The sequence below is a fragment of the Massilia sp. METH4 genome (genome assembly GCF_037094685.1).
GTDB lineage: Bacteria > Pseudomonadota > Gammaproteobacteria > Burkholderiales > Burkholderiaceae_D > Rugamonas.
Genome location: NZ_CP146614.1, coordinates 2,748,721 through 2,771,877 on the forward strand (window position 1 = coordinate 2,748,721; position 23,157 = coordinate 2,771,877).

Genomic DNA, 23,157 nt, shown 5'->3' on the forward strand with positions numbered 1-23,157 from the left:
CCGCCCCGTCCACCATCGTATAGTGTGATCAAAACGATCACGGAGCAATACTATGCGCTGGGAAGGCAATCGGGAAAGCGATAATGTGGAAGACCGCCGCGGCGATGGCGGCGGTGGTGGCGGTGGATTCAGCTTCGGCGGCGGCTCGCTCAGCATCGGCGGCGTCGTCATCGCGCTGATCCTCTCCTTTGTATTCGGCATCAATCCGCTCACGCTGCTGGGCGGCATGGGCGGCGGTGGCGGTGTGCCGCAGCAGGCCACGAGCCAGCGGGCGCCGGCTAACGATACGGAAACCCGCTTCATGCGCACCGTGCTGGCCGATACCGAGGATACCTGGAGCGCATTGTTCAGCGCGCAGGGGGCGCAATACCAGCCGCCCAAGCTGGTGCTGTTCGACGGCCGCACCGCCACGGGCTGCGGCACTGGTCAATCGTCGACCGGCCCGTTCTACTGCCCGGCCGACCGCAAGGTGTATATCGATCTCGACTTCTACCGGCTCATGCAGCAGCGCTTCCACGTGTCCGGCGAATTCGCGCAAGCCTATGTGATCGCCCACGAGGTGGGGCACCATGTGCAGCACCTGCTCGGCGTGTCCGACCAGGTCCACCAGGCGCAGCAGAATGCGAGCGAAGCGGAAGGCAATGCAATGTCGGTACGGCTTGAATTGCAGGCCGACTGCTTTGCCGGCGTGTGGGCCTTCCACGCGAACCGCTCGCGGCAGATCCTGGAACAGGGCGACGTGGAAGCGGCGCTGTCGGCCGCCACGGCGATCGGCGACGACGCCCTGCAGCGCCAGGCGCAGGGCTATGTGGTGCCGGACTCGTTCACGCACGGCACGTCGGCGCAGCGCACGCGCTGGTTCCGCACCGGGCTGGAGACGGGCGACGTGGCGAAGTGCGATACGTTCAACACGCGGCAGTTGTAGGGAAGCCTGCCGCGCAGCCGTGCTTACGCTTCGACGATCTCGAACGAGTGCGTGATCTCGGCCGTCTTGGCCAGCATGATGCTGGCCGAGCAGTACTTGTCGTGCGACAGGTTGACGGCGCGTTCGACGGCTTCGCGCTTCAGGTCCTTGCCGGTGACGACGAAGTGGAAGTTGATCTTCGTGAAGACCTTCGGATCGGTGTCCGCGCGCTCGGCTTGCAAGGTCACGTCGCAGCCGCGCACGTCGGCACGGCCCCGCTTCAGGATCAGCACCACGTCATAGGCGGTGCAGCCGCCCGTGCCCAGCATCACCATTTCCATCGGCCGCGGCGCCAGATTGTGGCCGCCGCCTTCCGGCGCGCCATCCATCACGACCATGTGGCCGGACCCCGTCTGGGCGCGAAAACTCATGCCCGACGGGCCATTCCAGCTGACTTTGACTTCCATTGCAATCTCCAATATTGACGTGCGGTGATTGTAAATCAGCGCGGCCGCGGCTGCCGGAGGCGGCCTTTTTCCTAGTGTCCTGAGTCAAAAATTCGTTGAATAAATCCGACGAGAATCGCCCCGATGCTGCGTTGAAAATGGCCGGAAAGGCCCCGGCCTTACCGGTCATTTCCGCCTTGCCTCGAGCCGATTTCGTCAAATTTACTTGTCAACGAATTTCTGACTCAGGACACTAAACGCCCATCATGTAGCGCTCGCTCTTCATGCGCCACGTGGTGAACGCGATGCACAGCACGGCGGCCAGCAGGCTGCTGCCGAATGTGAGCAGGCAGGGCAGCCAGCCCACCGCCTGGCCCTTGGCCAGTTCGCGCAACAGCGTCTGGTGCGACAGCAGCGGCACCGCGTACATCCACAGCTGCGTCGTCAGGTCGAGCATCGGCACGATGATCACCGGCGCCATCGGCACCAGGATGGCGATGCTGGCCGTGGTCTGCGCTTCCTTGAACGTCTTCGCGTTGATGGCCAGCGCGATTTCCAGCCCGGCGGCGAACAGGGGCAGCGGCAGGGACAACAGGCAGACCAGTGCCAGGTCGGCCAACGACAGCCGCCACGACATGCCGATTTCCTCGAGCGGCAGCCATTTCAGCACGCCATGCGCAATGACGAGTTCGAGCACCAGGCCCGCCAGCGCCAGTGCCGACGCGGCGAACCATTTGCCGGCCACCAGGTCGATCGTGCGTGCCGGCTGGGCCAGCAGCACTTCCATCGAACGGCGCTCGCGCTCGCCGGCCGTGCTGTCCACGGCCGGGCTCAGGGCGAAGAAGAACGCGGGAATGAAGAACATGCCGAGCATGGTGCCGATCACCGAGGCGGAACGCGAGGCGCTGGTGCCCGTGTCGTAGCGCTGCACCTGCACCGGCATCAGCGTGGCGGGCGATACGCCGTGCGCCAGCAGCCTGGCGCCGGCGATCGTGTTGCCGTAGTGGCGCAGCACGCCTTCGATCTCGCCCACCTGGCGGTGCCGGTCGGCGGCCGAGTCGTACCACAGTTCGATGCGGGCCGGGCGCATGTCGCGGTAATCGCTGCCGTAGCTGTCGGGCAGGCGCAGCACCGCCACGGTCCTGTGCGCGCGCAGCAGGGCGGCGATCTGCTCTTCGCTCATCGGCGGCGCCTCGGTCACGTTGACGTTCTTCTGCTTTAACTGCGTCATCAGCGTGGGGGCTTGCGCGGCGCCGATCACGGTCAGCTCGATGCCTTCCTTCTGCGGCGCGGTGGCGCGGCTGATCTGCTGCTGCAGCACGCCGCCGACCATCACGGGGTACATCAGCACGAACAGCAACAGCAGCGACAGCGCGCGCCGGTCGCGCAGCGTTTCGCGCAGCTCCTTGAGGAAGACGACGAGGAATACGGGCCGAACGGATGCCGATTTCATGGGTGCCGGTTTCACGTGGGCCGATTTCATGCCGAAATCCCTTCGTCGGTGCCGACCAGCTTCACGAACGCGTCTTCCAGGCTGGCGATGCCGGTGCGTTCGCACAGCGCTTGCGGCGTGCCCTGGGCCACCGTGGCGCCGTTGGCAATCACGATCACGTCGTCGCAGGAATGCGTGACCTCCTGCATCACGTGGGTGGCCATGATCACGCAGCAGCCATCGGCCCGCAGCGCCGCCAGGGCGCGCCGCAGCGCGCGCGTGGCCATCACGTCCAGCCCGCGGCTCGGTTCGTCCAGCAGCAGGTTGCGCGGCCGGTGCAGCAGCGTGCGCGCCAGCGCCACCTTGATGCGCTGGCCCTGCGAAAAGCCTTTCGAGCGCCGCTCGAGGATATCTTCCAGCGCCAGCAGTTCCGTCACCTCGTCGATGCGCTGCTCGATATCTGCCGGCCGCATGCCGTTCAACGCGCCGAAATAGCGCAGGTATTCGCGCGTGCTCAACCGCTCGTACAACCCGAACTGGTCGGTCAGGAAGCCGATGCGGCGACGCGCGCCTAGTGGGTCGCTGCCGGGATCGATGCCGTCGATGTGGATGGTGCCGCCATCGCGCCTGAGCAAGCCGACCAGCAGGCGCAGCAGCGTGGTCTTGCCGGCGCCGTTGGGGCCCAGTAGCGCGGTCACCTGGCCGTCCTGGGCCGTGAACGTGGCGCCGGCCAGCGCATGCACCTTGCCGAAGTGTTTCTTGACGTCGCGGACTTCAATCATGGTCGTAAGGGGTCAGGGTTGCGGGCCGGCGCTGTCGAGCTGGAAGGCGGGCGCGGGAATCTCGTCCAGGCATTGCCCGGCCACGCGCTGGTGCGGGGCATCGAGGAATTCGCGCATCAGGCGGGGCACGCAACCCAGCGGCGAGACGATATGGCCGCCATTCTTCACCACCAGGTGCTGCGCCGATTTCATCAGCCTGGCCGCCGCTTCGGCACGGCGCGGCGGCGTTACCGGGTCCTGCGCGCCGGACAGCAGCAGGGCCGGCGCATCGATGCGTGCCGGCGCCGGATAGGCGACCGGCTTGACGTTCACGATGGGACACAGCGCGGCCAGCTGCGTCACCACCGGCGCGCCGACGAAGGAGCCGCGCATGTCGTCCGCCATCAGCTGCGGCGTCAGGCGCGGGAAATCCTCGGCGCAGACGACGGCGAGGTAGAGCGGCCCGGCCATCGCGCCGTCGGCCGTGAAGTCGGTGTCGCGATTGCTCTGGGCCACGAAGGGCTCCCACCGGCCCCGGTAGGCGCTGTGGATCAGGAACGGCAGCGTGTGCGCATCGGTTTGCGCATACAGCGCGCGGTGCACGGTCGCGACGAAGCGGCGCAGGCTGATGGTGACGGGGCGCAGCGCGGCAGTGCGCGGATCGGCCATCTCGATGCGCACCGGCGCCTTGGCGAGCTGGCTGGCCAGCGCGGCGAATTCGGCCCGCAGCGCGGGGAAGGCACGGGCGCAGGCAGGCGCCTTTTCGCAGCGGCGGAACGTCGTTTCCAGCGCCGCCTGCGCATCGCGGCCCCCGGCGGGAATCACCTGGTCCGGCGCGGCCACGGCGTCGAGCACCAGGGCGCGCACGCTGGCCGGATACAGGCGCGTGTAATGCTGGGCGAGGCGGGTGCCGTACGAGCCGCCCCACAGGTTCACCTGGCGGTAGCCGAGCGCCACCCGCACCCGTTCGATGTCGCGCGCGGCCGCGTCCGTCGTGTAGCTGCCGTAGGGAGCGCCGAGCGATTCGATGCAGCGCCTGGCGTCGGCGTCGAGCTGTTCTTCCGTCATCGTGTCGATCTCGGGCGGCGACTTGCATTCGAGCTTGCCGGAGCGGCCGGTGCCGCGCTGATCGATCAGCACGATGTCGCGCGTGGCGCGCACGCGGCGCATGGCCGCCTGCACGATGGGCAGGATGTCGCTGCCGGCCTGGCCGGGGCCCCCGGCCAGCACGAACAGCGGGTCCGGCCGGGCCGCCTCGCGATAGGCGGGAGCGATGGTCGCGTGGATGGTGATCGTCTTGCCGGGCTTGGCGTAATCCAGCGGTACCGGGATGGTCACGCAGCGCAGCGCTTCTTCGGCACCGGGCAGGTGGCAGCTGCGGCTCGCCGGCGGCGCCGCGCAAGCCAGCTGGGCCGCCAGCAGCAGGGGTAGAGCAAGGGTGGATCGCACTGCAAGGCCCTCTCGACAATATCGGTCGGGCAATACTAGCGCGGGTTTTGCCACAAGGGCAACGGATAGTGCATGGCCAACGCGGGCTTGACCCGGCCATGACGGGAACGCTATAATCGTCAGCTTTCCGTTCGCTCAGGAAAAGTCATAAGAAGGCTGCGTCCGCCGGTTGTAGTTCAAATTTACTGCGCGGAACCACCGTTTTGAGCGATTTAACATTCTTCATTAGGAAGTCAAACATGAAAACTTTTTCCGCTAAGGGCCATGAAGTCCAGCGCGACTGGTTCGTGATTGACGCGACGGACAAAGTCCTCGGCCGTGTTGCCAGCGAAGTGGCACGCCGACTGCGCGGCAAGCACAAGCCAGAATTTACTCCTCACGTCGACACCGGCGATTTCATCGTCGTCATCAACGCAGGCAAGCTGCGCGTGACCGGCACCAAGGCCACCGCAAAAACGTACTACCGTCACTCGGGCTACCCGGGCGGTATCTACGAAACGAACTTCCTGAAAATGCAACAGCGCTTCCCGGGCCGTGCCCTGGAAAAGGCCGTCAAGGGCATGCTGCCGAAGGGCCCGCTGGGCTATGCAATGATCAAGAAGCTGAAGGTCTACGCTGAAGGTTCGCACCCGCACGCTGCCCAGCAACCCAAAGCACTCGAATTCTAAGGAACTGACATGATCGGTAACTACAACTACGGCACCGGCCGTCGCAAGAGTGCAGTTGCTCGCGTGTTCATCAAGGTCGGCACCGGCCAGATCATCGTGAACGGCAAGCCTGCTTCCGAGTACTTCTCCCGCGAAACCGGCCTGATGGTGATCCGTCAGCCGCTGGAACTGACCGGCAACGTCGAGCGTTTCGACATCAAGGTGAACGTGCATGGCGGCGGCGAGTCCGGCCAGGCAGGTGCAGTGCGCCACGGCATCACCCGCGCGCTGATCGACTACGATGCAGGCCTGAAGGGCGATCTGGCACGTGCCGGCTTCGTTACCCGTGACGCCCGCGAAGTCGAGCGTAAGAAAGTCGGCCTGCGTAAAGCACGTCGCGCAAAGCAGTTCTCGAAGCGTTAATTCTCGCTTCACTCAGCCTGGCGTTGCTGGGCTGGTACGGGTCTGCAAACAGAAAGCCGCTGGTCTCCAGCGGCTTTTTGTTTTTCCGCTAAGGTAAAACGGCGGTCACCATCCACTGTTAAAATTCCGGCTCACTCACTTTTTTGCAAGGAACAAGAACATGATCAAAGTTGGCATCGTCGGCGGCACCGGCTACACGGGCGTGGAACTGCTGCGATTGTTGGCAGTCCATCCGCAAGTGCAGCTGACGGCAATCACGTCGCGCAAGGAAGATGGCCTGCCAGTGGCCGACATGTACCCGTCGCTGCGCGGCCGCGTGAACCTGGCGTTTTCCGCGCCGGACAAGGCGGACCTCACGCAATGCGACGTCGTGTTCTTTGCCACCCCGCACGGCGTGGCGATGGCGCAGGCGCCGGAACTGCTGGCCAAGGGCGTGAAAGTGATCGACCTGGCGGCGGACTTTCGCATCAAGGACCGCGCCGTGTTCGAAAAGACGTACAAGATCGACCATACGGCGCCGGAACTGCTGGAGCAGGCCGTGTACGGCCTGGTCGAGCTGAACCGTGAAGAGATCCGCAAGGCGAACCTGATCGCCAACCCGGGCTGCTATCCGAACACGATGCAGATCGGCTTCGCGCCGCTGCTCAAGGCCGGCGTGATCGACGCGGGCAACCTGATCGCCGACTGCAAGAGCGGCGTGTCGGGCGCCGGCCGCAAGGCCGAGATCGGCATCCTGTTCTCCGAATCGAGCGACAACTTCAAGGCATACGGCGTGGCAGGTCACCGCCACACGCCGGAAACCACGGCCCAGCTGCAGCGCCTGACCGGCGACAAGGTGTCGCTGGTGTTCACTCCGCACCTGGTGCCGATGATCCGCGGCATGCATTCCACGCTGTACGGCAAGCTGACGAAGGATATCTCGAACGAGGAACTGCAAAGGCTGTTCGAGGATGCCTACGCCGGCGAAAAGTTCATCGACGTGATGCCGTTCGGCTCGCATCCGGAAACGCGCACGACCAAGGGTTCGAACATGCTGCGCCTGGCCGTACATCGCCCGGACAATGGCAGCACCGTCATCGTGCTGGTGGTGCAGGACAACCTGGTGAAGGGCGCTTCCGGCCAGGCCGTGCAGTGCATGAACTTGATGTTCGGCCTCGACGAAAGCCTGGGCCTGGACACGATCGCGCTGCTTCCTTGATCTTCTGCCATTGAAGTGCTGCATCCGCGCCTCATATCCCCAGAGAAATGGGGCGGGCCGAAGCAGGGCCGCGCGCAAAGGTCTATAATGGCCGCAACGAATCTTTTGGTAGGAGTTTCCTATGAATGCAGTAGCCGAAGCGCAAGACGTGATCCCGGCACCGATCAACTTTTCCGACAGCGCCGCCGATAAAGTGGCCCAGCTGATCGAAGAAGAGGGCAATCCCGACCTGAAACTGCGCGTGTTCGTGCAGGGCGGCGGCTGCTCCGGTTTCCAGTACGGTTTCACGTTCGATGAAATCGTCAACGAAGACGACACCACGATGGTCAAGAACGGCGTGCAATTGCTGATCGACTCGATGAGCTACCAGTACCTCATCGGCGCCGAGATCGACTACAAGGACGACCTCGAAGGCGCCCAGTTCGTGATCAAGAACCCGAACGCCCAGTCGACCTGCGGCTGCGGTTCCTCGTTCTCCGTGTAAGCGAGCCCGGCATCACAAAAAAAACGGCCAGCGCAAGCTGGTCGTTTTTTTTGTGCCCTAAAGGGCTGAGCCCGTGTCACTGGGGTCTGACCCTACGAGACACGATCTCAGCAGTGCACCTGTCACTGGGGTCTGACCCGAGACACGATCTCAGCAGTACAGCCATGCGCTCAGGCGGTCGCGGCAAGGCGCGCGCTGCCCGCCAGGCGCTCTTCAATCCGCTCCCACACCTTGTCGTGGTAAGGCAGCACGATCACGTTCAGGATCGGCTCCAGCACGGCGGCAATGCCGCCCAATGCGAGCGAGCCGGTAGCCCAGTAGATCACGGCTACCGCGATGGCAAAGTGGAACATCGTCTGGCTGACCTTTTCAAACGCCAGCAGGGCGGTGGCATTGCGGGCGGAACGCGCGCGCAGGCGCTTCCAGAAGCCCTCATGCAGCGGCAGCAGGGCCACGTTGACGATCGGCTCGATGACGGCGGCAAGTCCACCGAAGGCAGCCGAGCCCGTCATCACGTACATCAGGGTGAACGCAATGACCATGTGGGTCGCGACCTGGCTGGTTTTCTTTGCTGCGATGATCATGGCTGCCTCTGCAATGGATGACTGTTGAGACAGATGATAACGATTCTCGTTTAAAACGAGAAATTGATTATACTCACCAAACCGATTGGTTTTTACAATGGTCGGGTTGTCGAAGTTGATCGTGCCCAGCCGTCGTACAGGGGAACATTCACGGAGGAGGAGGCAAAATGAGCGAGCAGATCAAGGGTCCGGCATCGTACTTCCCATCGATCGAAAAAAAGTACGGCCAGCCGGTACAGCACTGGCTGGGCCTGCTGGCCGGCCAGCGCGAAGGCTTGAAGCACATGGAGCTGGTGAACTGGCTGAAGGCCGAGCACGGCCTCGGCCACGGGCATGCGAACGCGCTCGTGGCATACCACCTTGCCCAGGCGAAGTAGCGGTCAGCGCGGGTAGAGGGCGCCCAGGACGCGTTCCCCGCGCGCGCCGGTGACGGAGGGCAGGTTGCCGGCCTTGCGGTCGTCGAAGCGCCACGCAAGCCAGGCCCAGCACAGCGCTTCCACGTGTGACGGATCGGCGCCGAGCGCGCTCGTGGTCTGCACGGTCACGCGTTCGCCCAGCTCTTCCGCGAGCATGCGCAGCAGCGTGTCGTTGAAAGCGCCGCCGCCGCAGACGAACAGCGTATCGGTGTCCGGCGCGTGGGCGCGGATCCCGCCGGCCAGCGTGGCGGCGGTAAGCCGCGTCAGCGTTGCCGCCACATCCGCCGGCGCGGCGTGGCCGAACCCGGCGAGGCGTGCTTGCAACCAGTCGAGGTGGAACAGGTCGCGCCCCGTGCTCTTCGGTGGCGGCAATGCAAAGTACGGTTCCGCCAGCAGCACGGCCAGCAACTGCGGCAGCTCCTGGCCGGAAGCCGCCCAGCCGCCACCCGCGTCGTACGGCTTGCCCAGGTGCAGGCGGGTCCATTCGTCGATCAGCACGTTGCCGGGCCCGGTGTCGAACCCCGTCACATGGCCGCTGGCGTGCAGCACGCTGATATTGCCGATGCCGCCGATATTGGCCAGTACACGTGTCTTGCCCTTTTCGCCGAACAGCGCCTGGTGGGCGGCGGGCACCAGGGGCGCGCCCTGGCCGCCGGCGGCCACGTCGCGCGAGCGGAAGTCCACGATCGTATCGATGCCGGCCAGTTCGGCCAGCAGGGCGCCGTTGATCGTCTGCGACGTGAAGCCCAGCTCGGGGCGGTGGCGGATCGTCTGGCCATGGGCACCGATCGCGCGCACGTCCGCCGCCTGCATGCCGGACTTCTCCAGCAGCCCCGCCACGCACTGGGCATAGACGGTGGCGACGCCGTTGCCGGCCAGCGCCTCGCGTTCGAGTTCGTTGGCACCGGGCGCCTGCAGCGCGCGCAATTCGTCCAGCAAGGCGGGCGGGTAGGGCATATGATGCGCCGCCATCGTGCGGGCCGCGCCGGCCCAGAAATCGACCAGCACGCCGTCCACGCCATCGAGGCTGGTGCCCGACATCAGTCCAATAAACAAGCTCATCAGGTATCCGCGAAATGACTAGTGAGGCTATTGTGCCCGATGCATGCCAGTGTTAGCCAGCTAACGGTCGTGGCTGAAGCGCGCGGGTACACTGGTTTCACAGTGAGGGAGGAATGAAAAACGGCGCCCCTCGGGGCGCCGGTTTTCTCCGAACGAGACAGCGCTTACTTCTGCGCCAGCGTATCGGTCGGGATCGTGCCTTGGCCGCGCAGCAGCGCGAAGCGGTGGGCGATTTCGGAAGACACCTGCTTGAAGCGCGACATTTCAGCCGCGGTCAGCGGCGGCGCCGCGAGCGCGTTCAGCTTCGTCGGGTCCGTGGATTTGCCGGCCACGCGGAATTCGTAGTGCAGGTGGGCGCCGGTCGACCAGCCGGTCGAACCCACGTAGCCGATCAGCTCGCCCTGGCGGACTTTCTGGCCCTTCTTCAAGCCCGACGCAAAGCGGCTCATGTGCGCATACGCGGTGCTGTAGTTGTTCCAGTGCTTCAGCACGACCACGTTGCCGTAGCCATTCTGCGTGCCCGCGAAATCGACGACGCCATCGCCGGCGGCGCGGATCGGCGTGCCGGTCGGGGCGGCGAAGTCCACGCCCTTGTGTGCCTTCCAGTTGCCCGAGATCGGATGCACGCGCATCGAGAAGCCGGACGAGATACGGGAAAACTCCAGCGGCGATTTCAGGAAGCCCTTCTTCAGCGCCTTGCCGTCGAAGCTGTAGTAACCGCCGCCCAGCTTGCTGACGGGATCTTCATACCACACGGATTGATACGTCACGCCGCGGTTCGTGAACTCGCCGGCCAGCACGCGGCCCGCCTTGACGAATTCGCCATCCTGCCAGAACGTCTCGTAGACCACGTTGAAACGGTCGCCGCGCTTCACGTCGGAACGGAAGTCGATATTGGTGGAGAACATGTCCAGGATCTGGCGCACCACCGAATCGGGCAGGCGCGCACCGTCCGCATCGGAGTCGGTGGCCGCGAACAGCGTCGACTTGATCTCGCGCGCATGCATTTCCACGCGGCGCTCCAGCTTCACGGGTGCCTCTTCGGCCACGAAGCTTTCGCCCTTGCGGGTCACGGAAATATTCTTGACCGGCATGTCCTGGCTGTCGACCACGCTTGCGCGCAGCCACAGCAGGTTGCCGTTGTCGTCGGTCTGCGCCAGCACGCGCTTGCCGCTGCGCAGTTGCATGATCGCCTTGGCGGTCTTGTCCTTCTTGATGAAGGTTTCCGCGGCATCGTCGTCGACGCCCAGGCGGTGCAGCAGCGTGGCCAGCGTGTCGCCCGCACGGATGCGTTCTTCGCGCACGTACTTTTCAGTACCGTCTTGCGCTTCGAGGGCGTTGATCTGGGAAGAAAGGTTCGGAGAGGCGAGATCTTGGGTGATCGTTTTAACCGGCAGGTCGCCGGCATCCGGCGCTAGCGGGGCTACACCAGCGGCGCCAAAGGCGCACAGGGCGAGTGCCACGGCGGACGCACTGACGATGCGGGCCTTGCGGGTCGAACCTAGCAGATGATACAAGCGCGAGCTTGTGAACTTATGTATAGGGTTCATGCAATCAGTTAAAATTTGCCGCTTGAACTGGTGATTTTTTGCTCTTTTGTTCTAACTTGTTGATTTATTTAGTTTTCGTTGGGCAAGATTGACGGGATCGGGCATTATAACAAACTCCTGCGCTACGCCAACACTTTGAGAAAATTTTCGGATACATGGATACAAATTCCCCGGCGCAAAGCGCTGCCGCCGCTGCCTCTCCCACCTTGTTGCCGCTGACTGATACCGTACAAGAAGCGCTCGCGATCGCCAAGCGCGGTGTTGATGAACTGCTGATCGAAACCGAATTCGCTCAGAAACTTGCGCGTTCCGAACAGAGCGGCGTGCCGCTGCGCATCAAGCTGGGCCTGGACCCGACCGCGCCCGACCTGCACCTGGGCCATACCGTGGTCTTGAACAAGATGCGCCAGTTGCAGAACCTGGGTCACCAGGTGATCTTCCTGATCGGCGACTTCACGTCGATGATCGGCGATCCTTCCGGCCGCAACGTCACGCGCCCGCCGCTGACCCGCGAGCAGATCGAACTGAACGCGCAAACCTATTTCAAGCAGGCCTCCCTCGTGCTGGACCCGGCGAAGACGGAAATCCGCTACAACTCCGAATGGTGCGACCAGCTGGGTGCGCGCGGCATGATCCAGCTGGCTTCCCGCTACACCGTGGCGCGCATGATGGAGCGCGACGATTTCGCCAAGCGCTACAAGGCCGGGACCCCGATCTCGGTCCACGAGTTCCTTTACCCGCTGATGCAGGGCTACGATTCGGTGGCATTGAAGAGCGACCTGGAGCTGGGCGGCACCGACCAGAAGTTCAACCTGCTGGTAGGGCGCGAACTGCAGAAGGACTGGGGCCAGGAGCCGCAGTGCATCCTCACGATGCCGCTGCTGGAAGGGCTGGACGGCGTCGACAAGATGTCGAAGTCGAAGAACAACTACATCGGCATCACGGAACCGGCCAATACGATGTTCGCGAAAGTGATGAGCATCTCGGATACGATGATGTGGCGCTACTACGAGCTGCTGTCGTGGCGTTCGATCGACGAGATCGCCGCGCTGAAGAAGGCCGTGGCGGAAGGCGCCAACCCGCGCGACGCGAAAGTGGCGATCGCCCAGGAAATCGTCGAGCGCTTCCATTCGCGCCAGGCCGCCGAGGATGCGCTGGCCGATTTCGTCAACCGTTCCAAGGGCGGCATTCCGGACGATATTCCCGAGATCGCCGTCACCGGCGCGCCGCTGGGCGTGGCGCAATTGCTCAAGCAAACGGGGCTGTGCGCGTCGGCCTCCGAGGCGATGCGCATGATCGACCAGGGCGGCGTGCGCATCGATGGCACCGTGATCAGCGACAAGGCATTGAAGGCCGAGGCCGGCACGTTCGTGCTGCAGGTGGGCAAGCGCAAGTTCGCGCGAATCACCCTCGCATGATCGGCCTGCTCCAGCGTGTGACGAGCGCCCAGGTGGTCGTCGATGGCGCCGTGGTCGGCGCCATCGATGGCGGCCTGATGGTGCTCGTGTGTGCCGAAAAAGGCGACACGGAAAAAGAAGCCGATGCGCTGCTGGCCAAGCTGCTGTCCTACCGGGTCTTTTCGGATGAGGCCGGCAAAATGAACCGCAGCGTTACCGACGTGGCCGGCGGCCTGCTGCTCGTGCCCCAGTTCACGCTGGCGGCCGACACCCGCTCGGGCACCCGGCCTTCGTTCTCGCCGGCCGCTGCCCCGGAAGACGGCAAACGCCTGTTCGACCATTTCGTGCGCCAGGCCCGGGCGCGCCATGCGATCGTGGCAACCGGCCAATTCGGTGCCGACATGAAAGTGACCTTGACCAATGACGGTCCGGTAACCTTTTGGCTCCAGACAGGTCCAAGCAAGTAACAACGAACCCAAAGGACAGATCATGAAGCTGTGGAGCGACTCATTCAAGAATGGCGCCGCGATTCCCGCCGAATTCGCGTTCGCCGAGCCCGATCCGGAAAGCCACGTGCGCCTGGCGGGCAACCGTAACCCGCATCTCGCGTGGGACGATATCCCGCCCGGCACCGCTTCGCTGGTGCTGCTGTGCATCGACGGCGATGCGCCGACGGTGGGCACCGACGTGAACAAGGAAGGCCGGACGCTGCCCGTGGAGCTGCCGCGCGGCGACTTCTACCACTGGGCGCTGGTCGACATTCCGCCGACGATGACGAGCCTGCCAGCCGGCACGCATTCCGACGGCGTGACGCCGCGCGGCAAGCCCGGCCCCGGCATCGCCATCGGCGGCACCCACCTGCGCCATGGCAAGAACGACTACACGAGCTGGTTCGCCGGCGACGCCGCCATGGAAGGGCGCTACTTCGGCTACGACGGGCCTTGCCCGCCGTGGAACGACGAGCGCATCCACCATTACATCTTCCGCCTGTACGCGATCGACGTGCCGCGCCTGCCGGTCGAAGGCGACTTCACCGCGCTGGACGCCTGCAACGCCCTGCATGGCCACATCCTCGACGAGGCCCAGATCATCGGCACCTATACGCTGAAGCGCCCATGACGACGGAACTCTTGCTGATCCGTCATGGCGAAACGGCATGGAATGCCGTGCGCCGGCTGCAGGGCCACCTCGATATCGGCTTGAACGATGCCGGCCGGCGCCAGGCCGCCGCGCTGGCGCGGGCGCTGGCCACCGAACCGCTGGCGGCCATCGTGTCGTCGGACCTGGAGCGGGCGCGGCACACGGCCGAGGCGGTCGCCGAATATCACCATGTGCCGTTCCACGTCGACCACGAGCTGCGCGAGCGGGGGTATGGCGCGTTCGAGGGCTTGCTGTATACAGAGATCGAAGAGCGCTATCCGGAGGACTTCGCCGCCTGGCAGGGGCGGCACGTGGATGCCGTGATGCCGCACGGCGAACGCCTGGCCGAGAGCTTCCGGCATTTCTACGGGCGCTGCATCGCCGCCATCGGCCGCTGGGCCGGCCAGTACCCCGGCCGGCGCCTGGCCATCGTCGCCCACGGCGGCGTGCTCGAATGCGCCTACCGCGCCGCCCGCGAAATGACGCTGGAAAGCCCGCGCGACTTCCAGGTGCGCAACGCCAGCGTCAACCGGTTCACGTGGGCGGACGGCAAGCTCTCGCTCACGCACTGGGGCGACGTGGATCACCTGGCGCAGGCGCTGGACGATATCGTTTGATGGCCGCCCGAAGGGGCTTCCTGGGATACGCGGCATGTGAGTGCTTGGTGTCGGACATTTTTTTCTGGTGCTTTTCCAGAAAAAAGTGTGCGACACCGGTTTTCCCAAACCCCAGCCCGCACCGGCGAGCGCATCCGAAAACCGGTGTCAGACACCATTTCCCAGGGGAAATGATGTCTGACACCAAGCGCTTATGCCTGGGGAATTAGCGCCCGATGACCTTCACCAGCTTCGGTGCCGACGTGGCAAAGCCCGACGGGCCGCCGGTGGCGCTCAGCTGGCCGGTCGACTGGTTCCAGCGCAGCTTCCCGCTGACCACGCCTTTACCTTTTTCGTAGTCGTACGACAGCCCGTCGTCGTCATACAGCGTGAACTCGGCATCGCCCTTGCCGGGGAAGACGAGGATCTGTTCGATCGCCTGCTTGCTCGCGGTCGATTGCACCGCGGCACCCAGCGGCACGATCGAGCCCGCTTTCACGAACAGCGGGATCTGGTCGATCGGTGCCGCCACCTTCACCCACTGGCCGCCGGCCAGCTTTTCGTTGGTCCACCAGTTGTACCAGTCGGTCCCGGCCGGCAGGTAGACGTCTTTCGACGTCTGCCCCTGCTCCGTCACGGGCGCCACCAGGAAGGCCGGGCCGAACATGTATTGGGTGCCGATATTGGCCACGTTCGGGTCGCTGCCGAAGTCCATCCACAGCGGCCGCATGAACGGTGCACCCGTGTCGTAGGTCATCTTCGCCTGGCTGTAGATATAGGGGATCAGCTGGTAGCGCAGCGCGTTGAACTTGGCCATCACCGCCTCGGCCTGTTTGCCGAACGACCACAGTTCCGCTTCCTTGCGCGAGCCGTGCAAGCGCAAGGTGGGTGTGAAGGTGCCGTACTGGAACCAGCGCGTGTGCAGCTCCGGGTAGTCGTGGTTCTGGCCGATGACGTTGCGGGCGTCCGACGGGTCGAGCAGCGGTGCCTTGGTCGCTTCGGTGGTCTGCGGGAGGTTTTGCCAGCCGCCGATATCGTTGCCCCAGTACGCGATGCCCGAAGCGGTCATGTTCAGGCCGGCCGGGATCTGCCGCGCCAGCGCTTCCCAGGTGGACTTGATGTCGGACGACCAGAACAGCGCGCCCGTGCGTTGCGAGCCGAGATAGGCGGCGCGCGACAGGATCAGCACGCGGCGGTTCGGCTTCCACGCGCGCATGCCTTCGGAAAAGCCTTCCGTATGCACCAGCGGGAACAGGTTGCGGTAGCGGTCGCCCGTGCCGATCGAGTAATGGAAGCCGTCCGGCACCAGGTCCGGTTCGGTCTCGTCCAGCCACGGGTAGTCGAAGCCGCGCGAGAGGATGTTGTCGCGCACCTTTTCAAAGAACCACTTGCGCGCAGCCGGGTTGGTGGAATCGATCAGGCCGCCCGTGCGGTCGGAGCGGAACGGCAAGCCATCCTGCGTCTTGCCATCCTTGTCCTTCAACATATAGCCCTTCGCGTCGAGTTCGTTGAAGTAGCGGCCGGCGGTCTCGAAGCGGGGCCAGATCGAAATGATCGATTGCATGCCCATGTCGTGCAGCTGCCTGTTCATGCCTTCCGGGTCCGGATACTGCGCCGGATCGATGTCGAGCTGGCCCATGCGTGTCCAGTAGAACCAGTCGACCACCATGATGTCGAGCGGGTAGCGCTTCTGGCGGTAGGTGTTGGCAATGCGCAGTACCTGGTCCTGGCTGTCGTAGCGCGCCTTCGACTGGATCAGCCCGAACGCCGCCTTCGGCGGGATCGGCGTCCTGCCCGTCAGGCGGGCATAGCCCTGGTACAGCTCATCGGCATTCTTGCCGGTGATGACAAAAAAGCTGACCCGTTCCCCCACGTTCGACTGGAACCGCGTGCTGCCCAGCACGCCGGCGGAAAAGCGCGTGGCCGACGGGTTATCCCACACGATGCCGTATCCCTTCGACGACACCATGAACGGCACGCACACGGTCTCGCCGCCCGGCGCGTCGTACCAGTGCTTGCAGTCGAGCGTGCGGCCGCGCAGGTCCAGGCCGGACAGCGATTCCTGGTTCTGGCCCATGCCGTAGTAATGCTCGTCGGCCGGCGCATGGAACTCGGCGCCCACCTGGAACGTCTTTTCCTCGTTCACGGTATGCGGCGACATTTCCCAGCCCGTCATCTTGAGGATGGACCGGCCCTCGGCATTGCGCACTTCCAGCCAGACCGGGGCCAGCGATGGGGCGAAGTACTTCTGGCTTTGCGTGGGAATCTGCGGGGCCGGGGCAGGGTTGATCTTGACCGTCATGCCACTCGAGGTGAACGTGTCGCCGTCGGCGGCCGGGTGGTGCCGGAAAGGCTTGTTGTCGGCGTGTTGCGCGATGATCCCGTAGCCGGGGCCTTTCAGGACTTCGGCCTTGTCCACGGCGATCGTCACGTGAACGATGTTCGGACCATAGGCCTCTACGGCAACGAAGGCGCCGTTTCGGTCGAGCGTGGCCAGCGGGGCGGCGGCAGCGCCGGTCATCATGAAAGCGGCAGCGATTGCCGCCGCCAGCCGGGTGGGGGCGCTGCCGGCCATGCGGCGCGCTGTCGTCATCGTCATGCGTATCTCCTGGTTGTTGTAACACGCCGTTGTTAGCGCTACCGCGATCATCGGGGAGCATTGATGCCGTGTCAACAGCCAGCTGATGAGGCCGGTCCATGGGAGTCGGGCTAAAAAATTTCCTCCTATAACTCTTTGTTTCATAACCGGAAAGCTGCACACTTGTCCGTTTCATACAGAATCGTGCGTATTAAATGAGCAGCGCTTCGGTTAGAATTGCGGGTTCCTCCGGCGAGTCTTCTTAGATACCCAAGTGCAAATCGGTCCTTATCAGCTGCGCAATAACGTGTTCGTCGCCCCGATGGCGGGTGTCACCGACCGCCCGTTCCGGCAACTCTGCAAGGAGCTGGGGGCCGGCTATGCCGTTTCCGAGATGGCGGCGGCCAACCCGCGCGTGTGGGCCAGCGAGAAGAGTTCGCGCCGCACCGACCACGCGGGGGAAATGGAACCGAAGGCTGTGCAGATCGCCGGCTCCGACCCGCGGGAACTGGCCGATTGCGCCAAGTTCAACGTGGACAAGGGCGCCCAGATCATCGACATCAATATGGGCTGCCCGGTGAAAAAGGTGTGCAACAACTGGTGCGGCTCGGCGCTGCTGCAGTTCGAGGACCTGGTGGAAACGATCCTGCACGCCGTGGTGGGCGCCGTGAACGTGCCCGTCACGCTGAAATTCCGAACCGGCTGGAACCGCGAGAACAAGAACGCCCTGAAGATCGCCCGCATCGCGGAAGACGCCGGCATCCAGATGCTCACCTTGCATGGCCGCACCCGCGCCGACGGTTATACCGGTGATGCGGAGTACGACACGATCGCCGCCGTGAAGGCGTCCGTTAAGATCCCGGTGGTGGCCAACGGCGACATCACCACGCCCGAAAAGGCCCGCTTCGTGCTGGACAAGACGGGCGCGGACGCGGTGATGGTCGGCCGCGCCGCCCAGGGCCGCCCGTGGATCTTCCGCGAAATCGACCATTACCTGCGCACCGGCACCCACCTGCCGCCACCCCTGGTGGCGGAAGTGCGCAAGCTGATGGATGAACACCTGCGCGCCCATTACGCCTTCTACGGCGAATACCTGGGCGTGCGCACCGCGCGCAAGCATATCGGCTGGTATGTGCGCGACCTCCCGGGCGGGGAGGAATTCCGGCAGGAGATGAACCGTCTCGAGTCCACCGCAGAGCAACTGCGCGCCGTGGATGGCTTCTTCGAATCCCAGTGGAAGCATGGCGACCGGTTACAATACCGCCTCGCCGAAGACATGCTGGCCGCCTGACATGGCGCCAGATCGGCAAATTATTACGTTAAATAGAAGAACATGAGCAAAGAAAGTATCCAGGAAGTTGTCACGAAGAGCCTCGAAGAGTATTTCAACGACCTGGGGGAACAGCAACCGTCGAACATCTACGACATGGTCGTGATGACCGTCGAGAAACCGATCCTGCAAGTGGTGATGCACCGCGCCGACGGCAACCAGTCGCATGCCGCGCAGATGCTGGGCATCAATCGCAATACGCTGCGCAAGAAATTGCAGGAGCACGGCCTGCTGTAAGGCTTTTCGTCCGGCCAGGGGAGTGGTCGCGACCGGCCACCCGTGCCGGCGGCTGCTCGACAACAAGAATTTTCAACCTGGACTACAGCCATGATCAAACAAGCTCTCATCTCCGTTTCCGACAAGACCGGCGTGCTCGATTTCGCCCGTGCCCTGTCGGCGATGGGCGTCAACATCCTGTCCACCGGCGGTACCGCCAAGCTGCTGCAGGACAACGGCCTGGCCGTGACCGAAGTGGCCGATTACACCGGCTTCCCGGAAATGCTGGATGGCCGCGTGAAGACGCTGCACCCGAAAGTCCACGGCGGCATCCTGGCCCGCCGCGACTTTCCGGAGCACATGGCGAAGCTCGATGAGCATGGCATCCCCACGATCGACATGGTCGTGGTGAACCTGTACCCGTTCCAGGCCACCGTGGCCAAGGACGACTGCACGCTGGACGACGCGATCGAGAACATCGATATCGGCGGCCCGGCGATGCTGCGTTCGGCGGCGAAGAACCACAAGGATGTGGTGGTGATCTGCGACCCGTCCGACTACGGCCATATCCTGGCCGAAATGAAGACGACGGACAATTCGCCCGGCTACATCAGCTACGAAACCCGCTTCAACCTGGCCAAGAAGGTGTACGCGCACACGGCGGCCTACGACGGCGCGATCACGAACTACCTGTCCAGCCTGGGCCCGGACCGTTCGCACGCCAACCGCGGCGCCTACCCGCAGACGCTGAACGTGGCCTTTGAAAAGGTGCAGGACATGCGCTACGGCGAAAACCCGCACCAGGGCGCCGCGTTCTACCGCGACACGAAGGTTGTGCCGGGCGCGCTGGCGAACTACCGCCAGCTGCAGGGCAAGGAACTGTCGTTCAACAATATCGCCGACGCCGACGCGGCCTGGGAATGCGTGAAGAGCTTCACGGGCATGGACCAGCCGGCAGCCTGCGTGATCGTCAAGCACGCCAACCCGTGCGGCGTAGCCCTGGGCGGCTCCGCCGTCGAAGCGTACACCCGTGCGCTGCAGACCGACCCGACCTCGGCGTTCGGCGGCATCATCGCCTTCAACGTGGAAGTCGACGCCGCTGCCGCCACCGAGCTGGCCAAGCTGTTCGTGGAAGTGCTGATCGCCCCGTCCTTCACGCCGGAAGCAAAGCAGATCATGTCGGCGAAACAGAACGTGCGCCTGCTGGAAATCCCGTTGGGCAGCGGCGTGAACCCATTCGACTTCAAGCGCGTGGGCGGCGGCCTGCTGGTGCAGTCGGCCGACTCGAAGAACGTGCTGCAGGCCGACCTGCGCGTGGTGACGAAGAAGCAACCGACCCCGCAGCAGCTCACCGACTTGATGTTCGCGTGGAAGGTGGCGAAGTTCGTGAAATCGAATGCGATCGTCTTCTGCGGCAACAACATGACCCTGGGCGTGGGCGCCGGCCAGATGAGCCGCATCGACTCCGCGCGCATCGCTTCGATCAAGGCGCAGAACGCCGGGCTGACGCTGGCCGGTTCCGTCGTGGCGTCGGACGCGTTCTTCCCGTTCCGCGACGGCCTGGACGTGGTGGTGGATGCCGGCGCGACCTGCGTGATCCAGCCGGGCGGCTCGATGCGGGACCAGGAGGTGATCGATGCCGCGGATGAGCGGGGCGTCGTGATGCTGTACACGGGGACCCGTCACTTCCGTCATTGATCGCAGCATCTGACTGCCGAGCCCGTTTCATGACACGGGCTCGGCAGTAACTTCTGTTTCATCCGGCGCCCGCGAAGCGGGCGCTTTCTTTCCTGCTTATAATCGGTAAATGATCATTCTCGGCATCGACCCCGGCCTGCGCACGACCGGCTTTGGCGTCATCCACAAGCAGGGTACGAAGCTGCGCTACATCGCCTCCGGCACCATCAAGAGCGGCGACGGGGACTTGCCCACCCGGCTGAAAGTCATCCTCGATGGCGTGATGGAGCTCACAAGCACCTACCGGCCGGACTGCGCCGCCATCGAGCAGGTGTACGTCAACGTCAACCCGCAATCCACGCTGCTTCTGGGCCAGGCGCGCGGCGCCGCCATTTGCGGGCTGGTGAGCGGAGCATTGTCGGTGGCCGAGTATTCGCCCACGCAGATCAAGCAAGCCGTCACCGGCAGTGGCAAGGCGGCCAAGGAGCAGATGCAGCACATGGTGTCGCGCCTGCTGGCCTTGCCCGGCCTGCCGGGCACCGATGCGGCCGATGCCCTCGGCGTGGCGATCTGCCACGCCAACTCGCAGGACACGCTGGCCGCGGTGGCTTCGGCTGGGCTGTCGGGTTTGCACATGAAGCGCGGCCGCCTGGTCGGCTAAACTCTTCCTTATTTCACATTCCAAGGCTGCGCCATGATCGGACGTCTCTCCGGTGTTCTGCTTGAAAAAAATCCGCCCCAGCTGCTCGTCGACGTGCAGGGGGTCGGCTACGAGGTCGACGTGCCGATGAGCACTTTCTACAACCTGCCGCACACGGGCGAGCGCGTCACGCTGTTCACGCACCTGGCCGTGCGCGAGGATGCGCACCTGCTGTACGGCTTCGGCCACGCTGAAGAACGCGCCGTGTTCCGGCAGCTCATTAAAATCAGCGGCATCGGCGCGCGCACGGCGCTCTCCATCCTGTCGGGCATGTCGATCGCCGACCTGTCGCAGGCCGTCACGCGCCAGGAAGCCGGGCGCCTCGTCAAGGTGCCGGGTATCGGCAAGAAGACGGCCGAGCGCCTGCTGCTGGAACTGAAGGGCAAGTTGGGCGCCGACCTGGGGTCCATGGGCGGCGCCGCGGCCGTGCCGGACGCCCAGACCGATATCCTGAACGCGCTCATCGCGCTGGGCTATTCGGACAAGGAAGCGCTGCTGGCGCTGAAGACCGTGCCGGCTGGCGCTTCGGTATCCGACGGCATCAAGCAGGCGCTGAAGGCGCTCTCCAAAGGATAAGCGATGGCCATCCAGACCGACAATTTCACAGAAGCGCGCATCATCGATGCCGCTCCTTCGTCCCCGAACGAGGAAGCGATCGAGCGCGCGCTGCGGCCCAAGCTGCTCGACGAATACGTGGGCCAGCGCAAGATCCGCGACCAGTTCGAGATATTCATCTCCGCCGCGAAGAAGCGCAGCGAGGCGCTGGACCACACGCTGCTGTTCGGACCGCCCGGCCTCGGTAAAACCACGCTGGCGAACATCATTGCCCGCGAGATGGGCGTGAACCTGCGCCAGACGTCAGGCCCCGTGCTGGAGCGCCCGGGCGACCTGGCCGCGCTGCTGACGAACCTCGAAGCGAACGACGTGCTGTTCATCGACGAGATCCACCGCCTGTCGCCGGTCGTCGAGGAAATCCTGTACCCGGCGCTGGAGGATTACCAGATCGACATCATGATCGGTGAAGGGCCGGCGGCCCGCTCGGTGAAGCTGGACCTGCAGCCGTTCACGCTGGTGGGCGCCACCACGCGCGCCGGCATGCTGACCAACCCGCTGCGCGACCGCTTCGGCATCGTCGCGCGGCTCGAGTTCTACACGACGGAAGAACTGGCGAAGATCGTCACGCGCAGCGCATCGCTGCTGAAGGCGAACATCGACGATACCGGCGCTCTTGAAATCGCCCGCCGCGCCCGCGGCACGCCCCGTATCGCCAATCGCCTGCTGCGCCGCGTGCGCGACTACGCGGAAGTGAAAAGCAACGGCGACATCACCAAGGACATCGCCAATGCCGCGCTGGTGATGCTCGATGTCGACACGGTCGGCTTCGACGTGATGGACCGCAAGCTGCTCGAAGCGGTGCTCTACAAGTTCGGCGGCGGCCCGGTCGGCATCGGCAACCTGGCCGCGGCAATCGGCGAGGCGGCCGACACGATCGAGGACGTGCTGGAACCTTACCTGATCCAGCAAGGCTACCTGCAGCGCACGCCGCGCGGCCGCGTGGCCACCGCCACGGCGTACGAACACTTCGGCCTGAAGCCGCCGCGCACGAATCTCACCGGCGACTTGTGGTGAAGGGCGGGTAACCATGAGGATCTGGGTCGATGCCGACGCCTGCCCCGGCGCCGTCAAGGAAATCCTGTACCGTGTCGCCGACCGCGTGCAGGTCGAGGTCACGCTGGTCGCCAACCAGCTGCTGCGCGTGCCACCGTCGAAATACGTGCACGCCGTGCAGGTGCCAAAAGGCTTCGACGTGGCCGACCGCGAGATCGTGCGCCTGGCCGAACCGGGCGACCTGGTGATCACGGCCGACATTCCTCTGGCCGCCGACATACTGAAGAAGGGCGCCCACGCGCTCAACCCGCGCGGCGAGTTCTACACGCCGGACAATATCGCCCAGCAGTTGACGATGCGCGCCTTCCTCGACGAATTGCGCGGCAGCGGCGTCGACACGGGCGGCCCGTCCGCCTACGGCCACGCCGACCGCCAGCGCTTCGCCAACGCGCTGGACCGGCACCTGCGCCGTCACCTGCCGCCCACTTCACAGCCCGCCTCACGGCCCGCTTCACAGCCCGCCTCACAGCCCGCCTCGCCCAACCAGACAGGAGACTGA

The 23,157-nt window shown here is 64.5% G+C and carries 25 protein-coding genes; 17 read left to right on the forward strand and 8 right to left on the reverse strand.

Annotated elements, in window-relative coordinates:
- Nucleotides 1-52 precede the first annotated feature (52 nt).
- On the forward strand, nt 53-925 hold the full coding sequence (locus V6Z91_RS12165) for a neutral zinc metallopeptidase (RefSeq protein WP_338770662.1): 873 nt from the start codon (nt 53-55) through the stop codon (nt 923-925).
- A 23-nt stretch (nt 926-948) separates the two neighbouring features.
- Here V6Z91_RS12165 and V6Z91_RS12170 read toward each other — a convergent pair whose 3' ends face one another.
- The 4 genes from V6Z91_RS12170 to V6Z91_RS12185 all read right to left on the reverse strand — a co-directional run bounded on the left by V6Z91_RS12170 (nt 949) and on the right by V6Z91_RS12185 (nt 4,992).
- Entirely contained in the window at nt 949-1,371 is a 423-nt protein-coding gene (locus tag V6Z91_RS12170; protein WP_338770663.1) for an OsmC family protein, read from the reverse strand.
- 232 nt (nt 1,372-1,603) lie between these two features.
- Nucleotides 1,604-2,833, reverse strand: a complete 1,230-nt coding sequence (locus V6Z91_RS12175; protein ID WP_338770664.1) for an ABC transporter permease — start codon at nt 2,831-2,833, stop codon at nt 1,604-1,606.
- Nucleotides 2,830-3,564 carry an ATP-binding cassette domain-containing protein gene (locus V6Z91_RS12180; protein ID WP_338770665.1) on the reverse strand — a complete coding sequence of 245 codons (735 nt, stop codon included), beginning with the start codon at nt 3,562-3,564 and terminating at the stop codon, nt 2,830-2,832. The genes V6Z91_RS12175 and V6Z91_RS12180 overlap by 4 nt, the downstream gene beginning before the upstream one ends.
- A 12-nt stretch (nt 3,565-3,576) precedes the next feature.
- On the reverse strand, nt 3,577-4,992 hold the full coding sequence (locus V6Z91_RS12185; RefSeq protein ID WP_338770667.1) for an alpha/beta fold hydrolase: 1,416 nt from the start codon (nt 4,990-4,992) through the stop codon (nt 3,577-3,579).
- A 239-nt stretch (nt 4,993-5,231) separates the two neighbouring features.
- Between V6Z91_RS12185 and rplM the strand changes: the two genes are divergently transcribed.
- The 4 genes from rplM to erpA all read left to right on the forward strand — a co-directional run bounded on the left by rplM (nt 5,232) and on the right by erpA (nt 7,744).
- Nucleotides 5,232-5,660 (forward strand): 50S ribosomal protein L13, encoded by a 429-nt coding sequence (gene rplM / locus V6Z91_RS12190; protein ID WP_338770668.1) that lies wholly within the window; start codon nt 5,232-5,234, stop codon nt 5,658-5,660.
- A 9-nt stretch (nt 5,661-5,669) separates the two neighbouring features.
- Complete coding sequence (gene rpsI / locus V6Z91_RS12195; RefSeq protein ID WP_107140763.1) at nt 5,670-6,062, forward strand: 30S ribosomal protein S9; 393 nt, start codon at nt 5,670-5,672, stop codon at nt 6,060-6,062.
- Nucleotides 6,063-6,222: 160 nt separating this feature from the next.
- Nucleotides 6,223-7,260, forward strand: coding sequence for an N-acetyl-gamma-glutamyl-phosphate reductase (gene argC, locus V6Z91_RS12200; protein WP_338770672.1), 1,038 nt, complete (start codon nt 6,223-6,225; stop codon nt 7,258-7,260).
- 121 nt (nt 7,261-7,381) lie between these two features.
- The gene (erpA, locus tag V6Z91_RS12205; protein WP_338770673.1) at nt 7,382-7,744 is read left to right on the forward strand and encodes an iron-sulfur cluster insertion protein ErpA; all 363 of its coding nucleotides are present in this window, start codon (nt 7,382-7,384) and stop codon (nt 7,742-7,744) included.
- A gap of 170 nt (nt 7,745-7,914) precedes the next feature.
- On the opposite strand, the gene V6Z91_RS12210 is transcribed toward erpA, so the two are convergent.
- Entirely contained in the window at nt 7,915-8,328 is a 414-nt protein-coding gene (locus V6Z91_RS12210) for a DUF2061 domain-containing protein (protein ID WP_338770674.1), read from the reverse strand.
- A 167-nt stretch (nt 8,329-8,495) separates the two neighbouring features.
- Here V6Z91_RS12210 and V6Z91_RS12215 point away from each other — a divergent pair, with 167 nt between their 5' ends.
- Nucleotides 8,496-8,705, forward strand: coding sequence for a DUF4287 domain-containing protein (locus tag V6Z91_RS12215; RefSeq protein ID WP_338770676.1), 210 nt, complete (start codon nt 8,496-8,498; stop codon nt 8,703-8,705).
- 3 nt (nt 8,706-8,708) lie between these two features.
- Here V6Z91_RS12215 and V6Z91_RS12220 read toward each other — a convergent pair whose 3' ends face one another.
- Nucleotides 8,709-9,806, reverse strand: a complete 1,098-nt coding sequence (locus V6Z91_RS12220) for an anhydro-N-acetylmuramic acid kinase (protein WP_338770677.1) — start codon at nt 9,804-9,806, stop codon at nt 8,709-8,711.
- A 164-nt stretch (nt 9,807-9,970) separates the two neighbouring features.
- Nucleotides 9,971-11,356 (reverse strand): M23 family metallopeptidase, encoded by a 1,386-nt coding sequence (locus tag V6Z91_RS12225; protein WP_338770679.1) that lies wholly within the window; start codon nt 11,354-11,356, stop codon nt 9,971-9,973.
- Between the two features lie 155 nt (nt 11,357-11,511).
- Here V6Z91_RS12225 and tyrS point away from each other — a divergent pair, with 155 nt between their 5' ends.
- The 4 genes from tyrS to V6Z91_RS12245 are packed head-to-tail and all read left to right on the forward strand — an operon-like array spanning nt 11,512 to nt 14,510.
- Nucleotides 11,512-12,774 carry a tyrosine--tRNA ligase gene (gene tyrS / locus V6Z91_RS12230; RefSeq protein ID WP_338770681.1) on the forward strand — a complete coding sequence of 421 codons (1,263 nt, stop codon included), beginning with the start codon at nt 11,512-11,514 and terminating at the stop codon, nt 12,772-12,774.
- Nucleotides 12,771-13,220 (forward strand): D-aminoacyl-tRNA deacylase, encoded by a 450-nt coding sequence (gene dtd, locus V6Z91_RS12235; RefSeq protein ID WP_338770683.1) that lies wholly within the window; start codon nt 12,771-12,773, stop codon nt 13,218-13,220. Before tyrS ends, dtd begins: the two co-directional genes overlap by 4 nt.
- 22 nt (nt 13,221-13,242) lie before the next feature.
- Nucleotides 13,243-13,872 carry a YbhB/YbcL family Raf kinase inhibitor-like protein gene (locus V6Z91_RS12240; protein ID WP_338770685.1) on the forward strand — a complete coding sequence of 210 codons (630 nt, stop codon included), beginning with the start codon at nt 13,243-13,245 and terminating at the stop codon, nt 13,870-13,872.
- Nucleotides 13,869-14,510, forward strand: a complete 642-nt coding sequence (locus tag V6Z91_RS12245; protein WP_338770687.1) for a histidine phosphatase family protein — start codon at nt 13,869-13,871, stop codon at nt 14,508-14,510. The genes V6Z91_RS12240 and V6Z91_RS12245 overlap by 4 nt, the downstream gene beginning before the upstream one ends.
- A 205-nt stretch (nt 14,511-14,715) precedes the next feature.
- On the opposite strand, the gene V6Z91_RS12250 is transcribed toward V6Z91_RS12245, so the two are convergent.
- Nucleotides 14,716-17,088, reverse strand: a complete 2,373-nt coding sequence (locus V6Z91_RS12250; RefSeq protein WP_338770689.1) for a glycoside hydrolase family 31 protein — start codon at nt 17,086-17,088, stop codon at nt 14,716-14,718.
- A gap of 253 nt (nt 17,089-17,341) precedes the next feature.
- On the opposite strand from V6Z91_RS12250, the gene dusB reads away from it, so the two are divergent.
- From dusB to V6Z91_RS12285, 7 genes are all read left to right on the forward strand, one after another.
- Nucleotides 17,342-18,358 carry a tRNA dihydrouridine synthase DusB gene (dusB, locus tag V6Z91_RS12255; protein WP_338770691.1) on the forward strand — a complete coding sequence of 339 codons (1,017 nt, stop codon included), beginning with the start codon at nt 17,342-17,344 and terminating at the stop codon, nt 18,356-18,358.
- A 42-nt stretch (nt 18,359-18,400) separates the two neighbouring features.
- Nucleotides 18,401-18,634, forward strand: coding sequence for a helix-turn-helix domain-containing protein (locus tag V6Z91_RS12260; protein ID WP_130186182.1), 234 nt, complete (start codon nt 18,401-18,403; stop codon nt 18,632-18,634).
- 90 nt (nt 18,635-18,724) lie between these two features.
- Nucleotides 18,725-20,311 carry a bifunctional phosphoribosylaminoimidazolecarboxamide formyltransferase/IMP cyclohydrolase gene (gene purH / locus V6Z91_RS12265; RefSeq protein WP_338770693.1) on the forward strand — a complete coding sequence of 529 codons (1,587 nt, stop codon included), beginning with the start codon at nt 18,725-18,727 and terminating at the stop codon, nt 20,309-20,311.
- A gap of 109 nt (nt 20,312-20,420) precedes the next feature.
- A complete protein-coding gene (gene ruvC, locus V6Z91_RS12270; protein WP_338770695.1) occupies nt 20,421-20,951 on the forward strand; it encodes a crossover junction endodeoxyribonuclease RuvC in 531 nt (176 codons plus the stop codon).
- 33 nt (nt 20,952-20,984) lie between these two features.
- The gene (ruvA, locus tag V6Z91_RS12275) at nt 20,985-21,566 is read left to right on the forward strand and encodes a Holliday junction branch migration protein RuvA (protein WP_338770697.1); all 582 of its coding nucleotides are present in this window, start codon (nt 20,985-20,987) and stop codon (nt 21,564-21,566) included.
- Nucleotides 21,567-21,569: 3 nt separating this feature from the next.
- Entirely contained in the window at nt 21,570-22,619 is a 1,050-nt protein-coding gene (ruvB, locus tag V6Z91_RS12280) for a Holliday junction branch migration DNA helicase RuvB (RefSeq protein ID WP_338770698.1), read from the forward strand.
- 13 nt (nt 22,620-22,632) lie between these two features.
- A complete protein-coding gene (locus V6Z91_RS12285) occupies nt 22,633-23,157 on the forward strand; it encodes a YaiI/YqxD family protein (RefSeq protein WP_338770700.1) in 525 nt (174 codons plus the stop codon).

Excerpts from the sequence above, each read along its gene's own strand:
- V6Z91_RS12165 (WP_338770662.1), top strand. The coding sequence starts at position 53 with ATGCGCTGGGAAGGCAATCGGGAAAGCGATAATGTGGAAGACCGCCGC.
- V6Z91_RS12215 (WP_338770676.1), top strand. The coding sequence starts at position 8,496 with ATGAGCGAGCAGATCAAGGGTCCGGCATCGTACTTCCCATCGATCGAA.
- ruvC (WP_338770695.1), top strand. The coding sequence starts at position 20,421 with ATGATCATTCTCGGCATCGACCCCGGCCTGCGCACGACCGGCTTTGGC.
- V6Z91_RS12175 (WP_338770664.1), bottom strand. The coding sequence starts at position 2,833 with ATGAAATCGGCCCACGTGAAACCGGCACCCATGAAATCGGCATCCGTT.
- V6Z91_RS12245 (WP_338770687.1), top strand. The coding sequence starts at position 13,869 with ATGACGACGGAACTCTTGCTGATCCGTCATGGCGAAACGGCATGGAAT.
- rpsI (WP_107140763.1), top strand. The coding sequence starts at position 5,670 with ATGATCGGTAACTACAACTACGGCACCGGCCGTCGCAAGAGTGCAGTT.
- V6Z91_RS12240 (WP_338770685.1), top strand. The coding sequence starts at position 13,243 with ATGAAGCTGTGGAGCGACTCATTCAAGAATGGCGCCGCGATTCCCGCC.
- rplM (WP_338770668.1), top strand. The coding sequence starts at position 5,232 with ATGAAAACTTTTTCCGCTAAGGGCCATGAAGTCCAGCGCGACTGGTTC.
- V6Z91_RS12225 (WP_338770679.1), bottom strand. The coding sequence starts at position 11,356 with ATGAACCCTATACATAAGTTCACAAGCTCGCGCTTGTATCATCTGCTA.
- ruvA (WP_338770697.1), top strand. The coding sequence starts at position 20,985 with ATGATCGGACGTCTCTCCGGTGTTCTGCTTGAAAAAAATCCGCCCCAG.
- dtd (WP_338770683.1), top strand. The coding sequence starts at position 12,771 with ATGATCGGCCTGCTCCAGCGTGTGACGAGCGCCCAGGTGGTCGTCGAT.
- ruvB (WP_338770698.1), top strand. The coding sequence starts at position 21,570 with ATGGCCATCCAGACCGACAATTTCACAGAAGCGCGCATCATCGATGCC.
- argC (WP_338770672.1), top strand. The coding sequence starts at position 6,223 with ATGATCAAAGTTGGCATCGTCGGCGGCACCGGCTACACGGGCGTGGAA.
- V6Z91_RS12220 (WP_338770677.1), bottom strand. The coding sequence starts at position 9,806 with ATGAGCTTGTTTATTGGACTGATGTCGGGCACCAGCCTCGATGGCGTG.
- V6Z91_RS12250 (WP_338770689.1), bottom strand. The coding sequence starts at position 17,088 with ATGACGATGACGACAGCGCGCCGCATGGCCGGCAGCGCCCCCACCCGG.
- V6Z91_RS12285 (WP_338770700.1), top strand. The coding sequence starts at position 22,633 with ATGAGGATCTGGGTCGATGCCGACGCCTGCCCCGGCGCCGTCAAGGAA.
- tyrS (WP_338770681.1), top strand. The coding sequence starts at position 11,512 with ATGGATACAAATTCCCCGGCGCAAAGCGCTGCCGCCGCTGCCTCTCCC.
- V6Z91_RS12170 (WP_338770663.1), bottom strand. The coding sequence starts at position 1,371 with ATGGAAGTCAAAGTCAGCTGGAATGGCCCGTCGGGCATGAGTTTTCGC.
- V6Z91_RS12210 (WP_338770674.1), bottom strand. The coding sequence starts at position 8,328 with ATGATCATCGCAGCAAAGAAAACCAGCCAGGTCGCGACCCACATGGTC.
- erpA (WP_338770673.1), top strand. The coding sequence starts at position 7,382 with ATGAATGCAGTAGCCGAAGCGCAAGACGTGATCCCGGCACCGATCAAC.
- purH (WP_338770693.1), top strand. The coding sequence starts at position 18,725 with ATGATCAAACAAGCTCTCATCTCCGTTTCCGACAAGACCGGCGTGCTC.
- V6Z91_RS12180 (WP_338770665.1), bottom strand. The coding sequence starts at position 3,564 with ATGATTGAAGTCCGCGACGTCAAGAAACACTTCGGCAAGGTGCATGCG.
- V6Z91_RS12260 (WP_130186182.1), top strand. The coding sequence starts at position 18,401 with ATGAGCAAAGAAAGTATCCAGGAAGTTGTCACGAAGAGCCTCGAAGAG.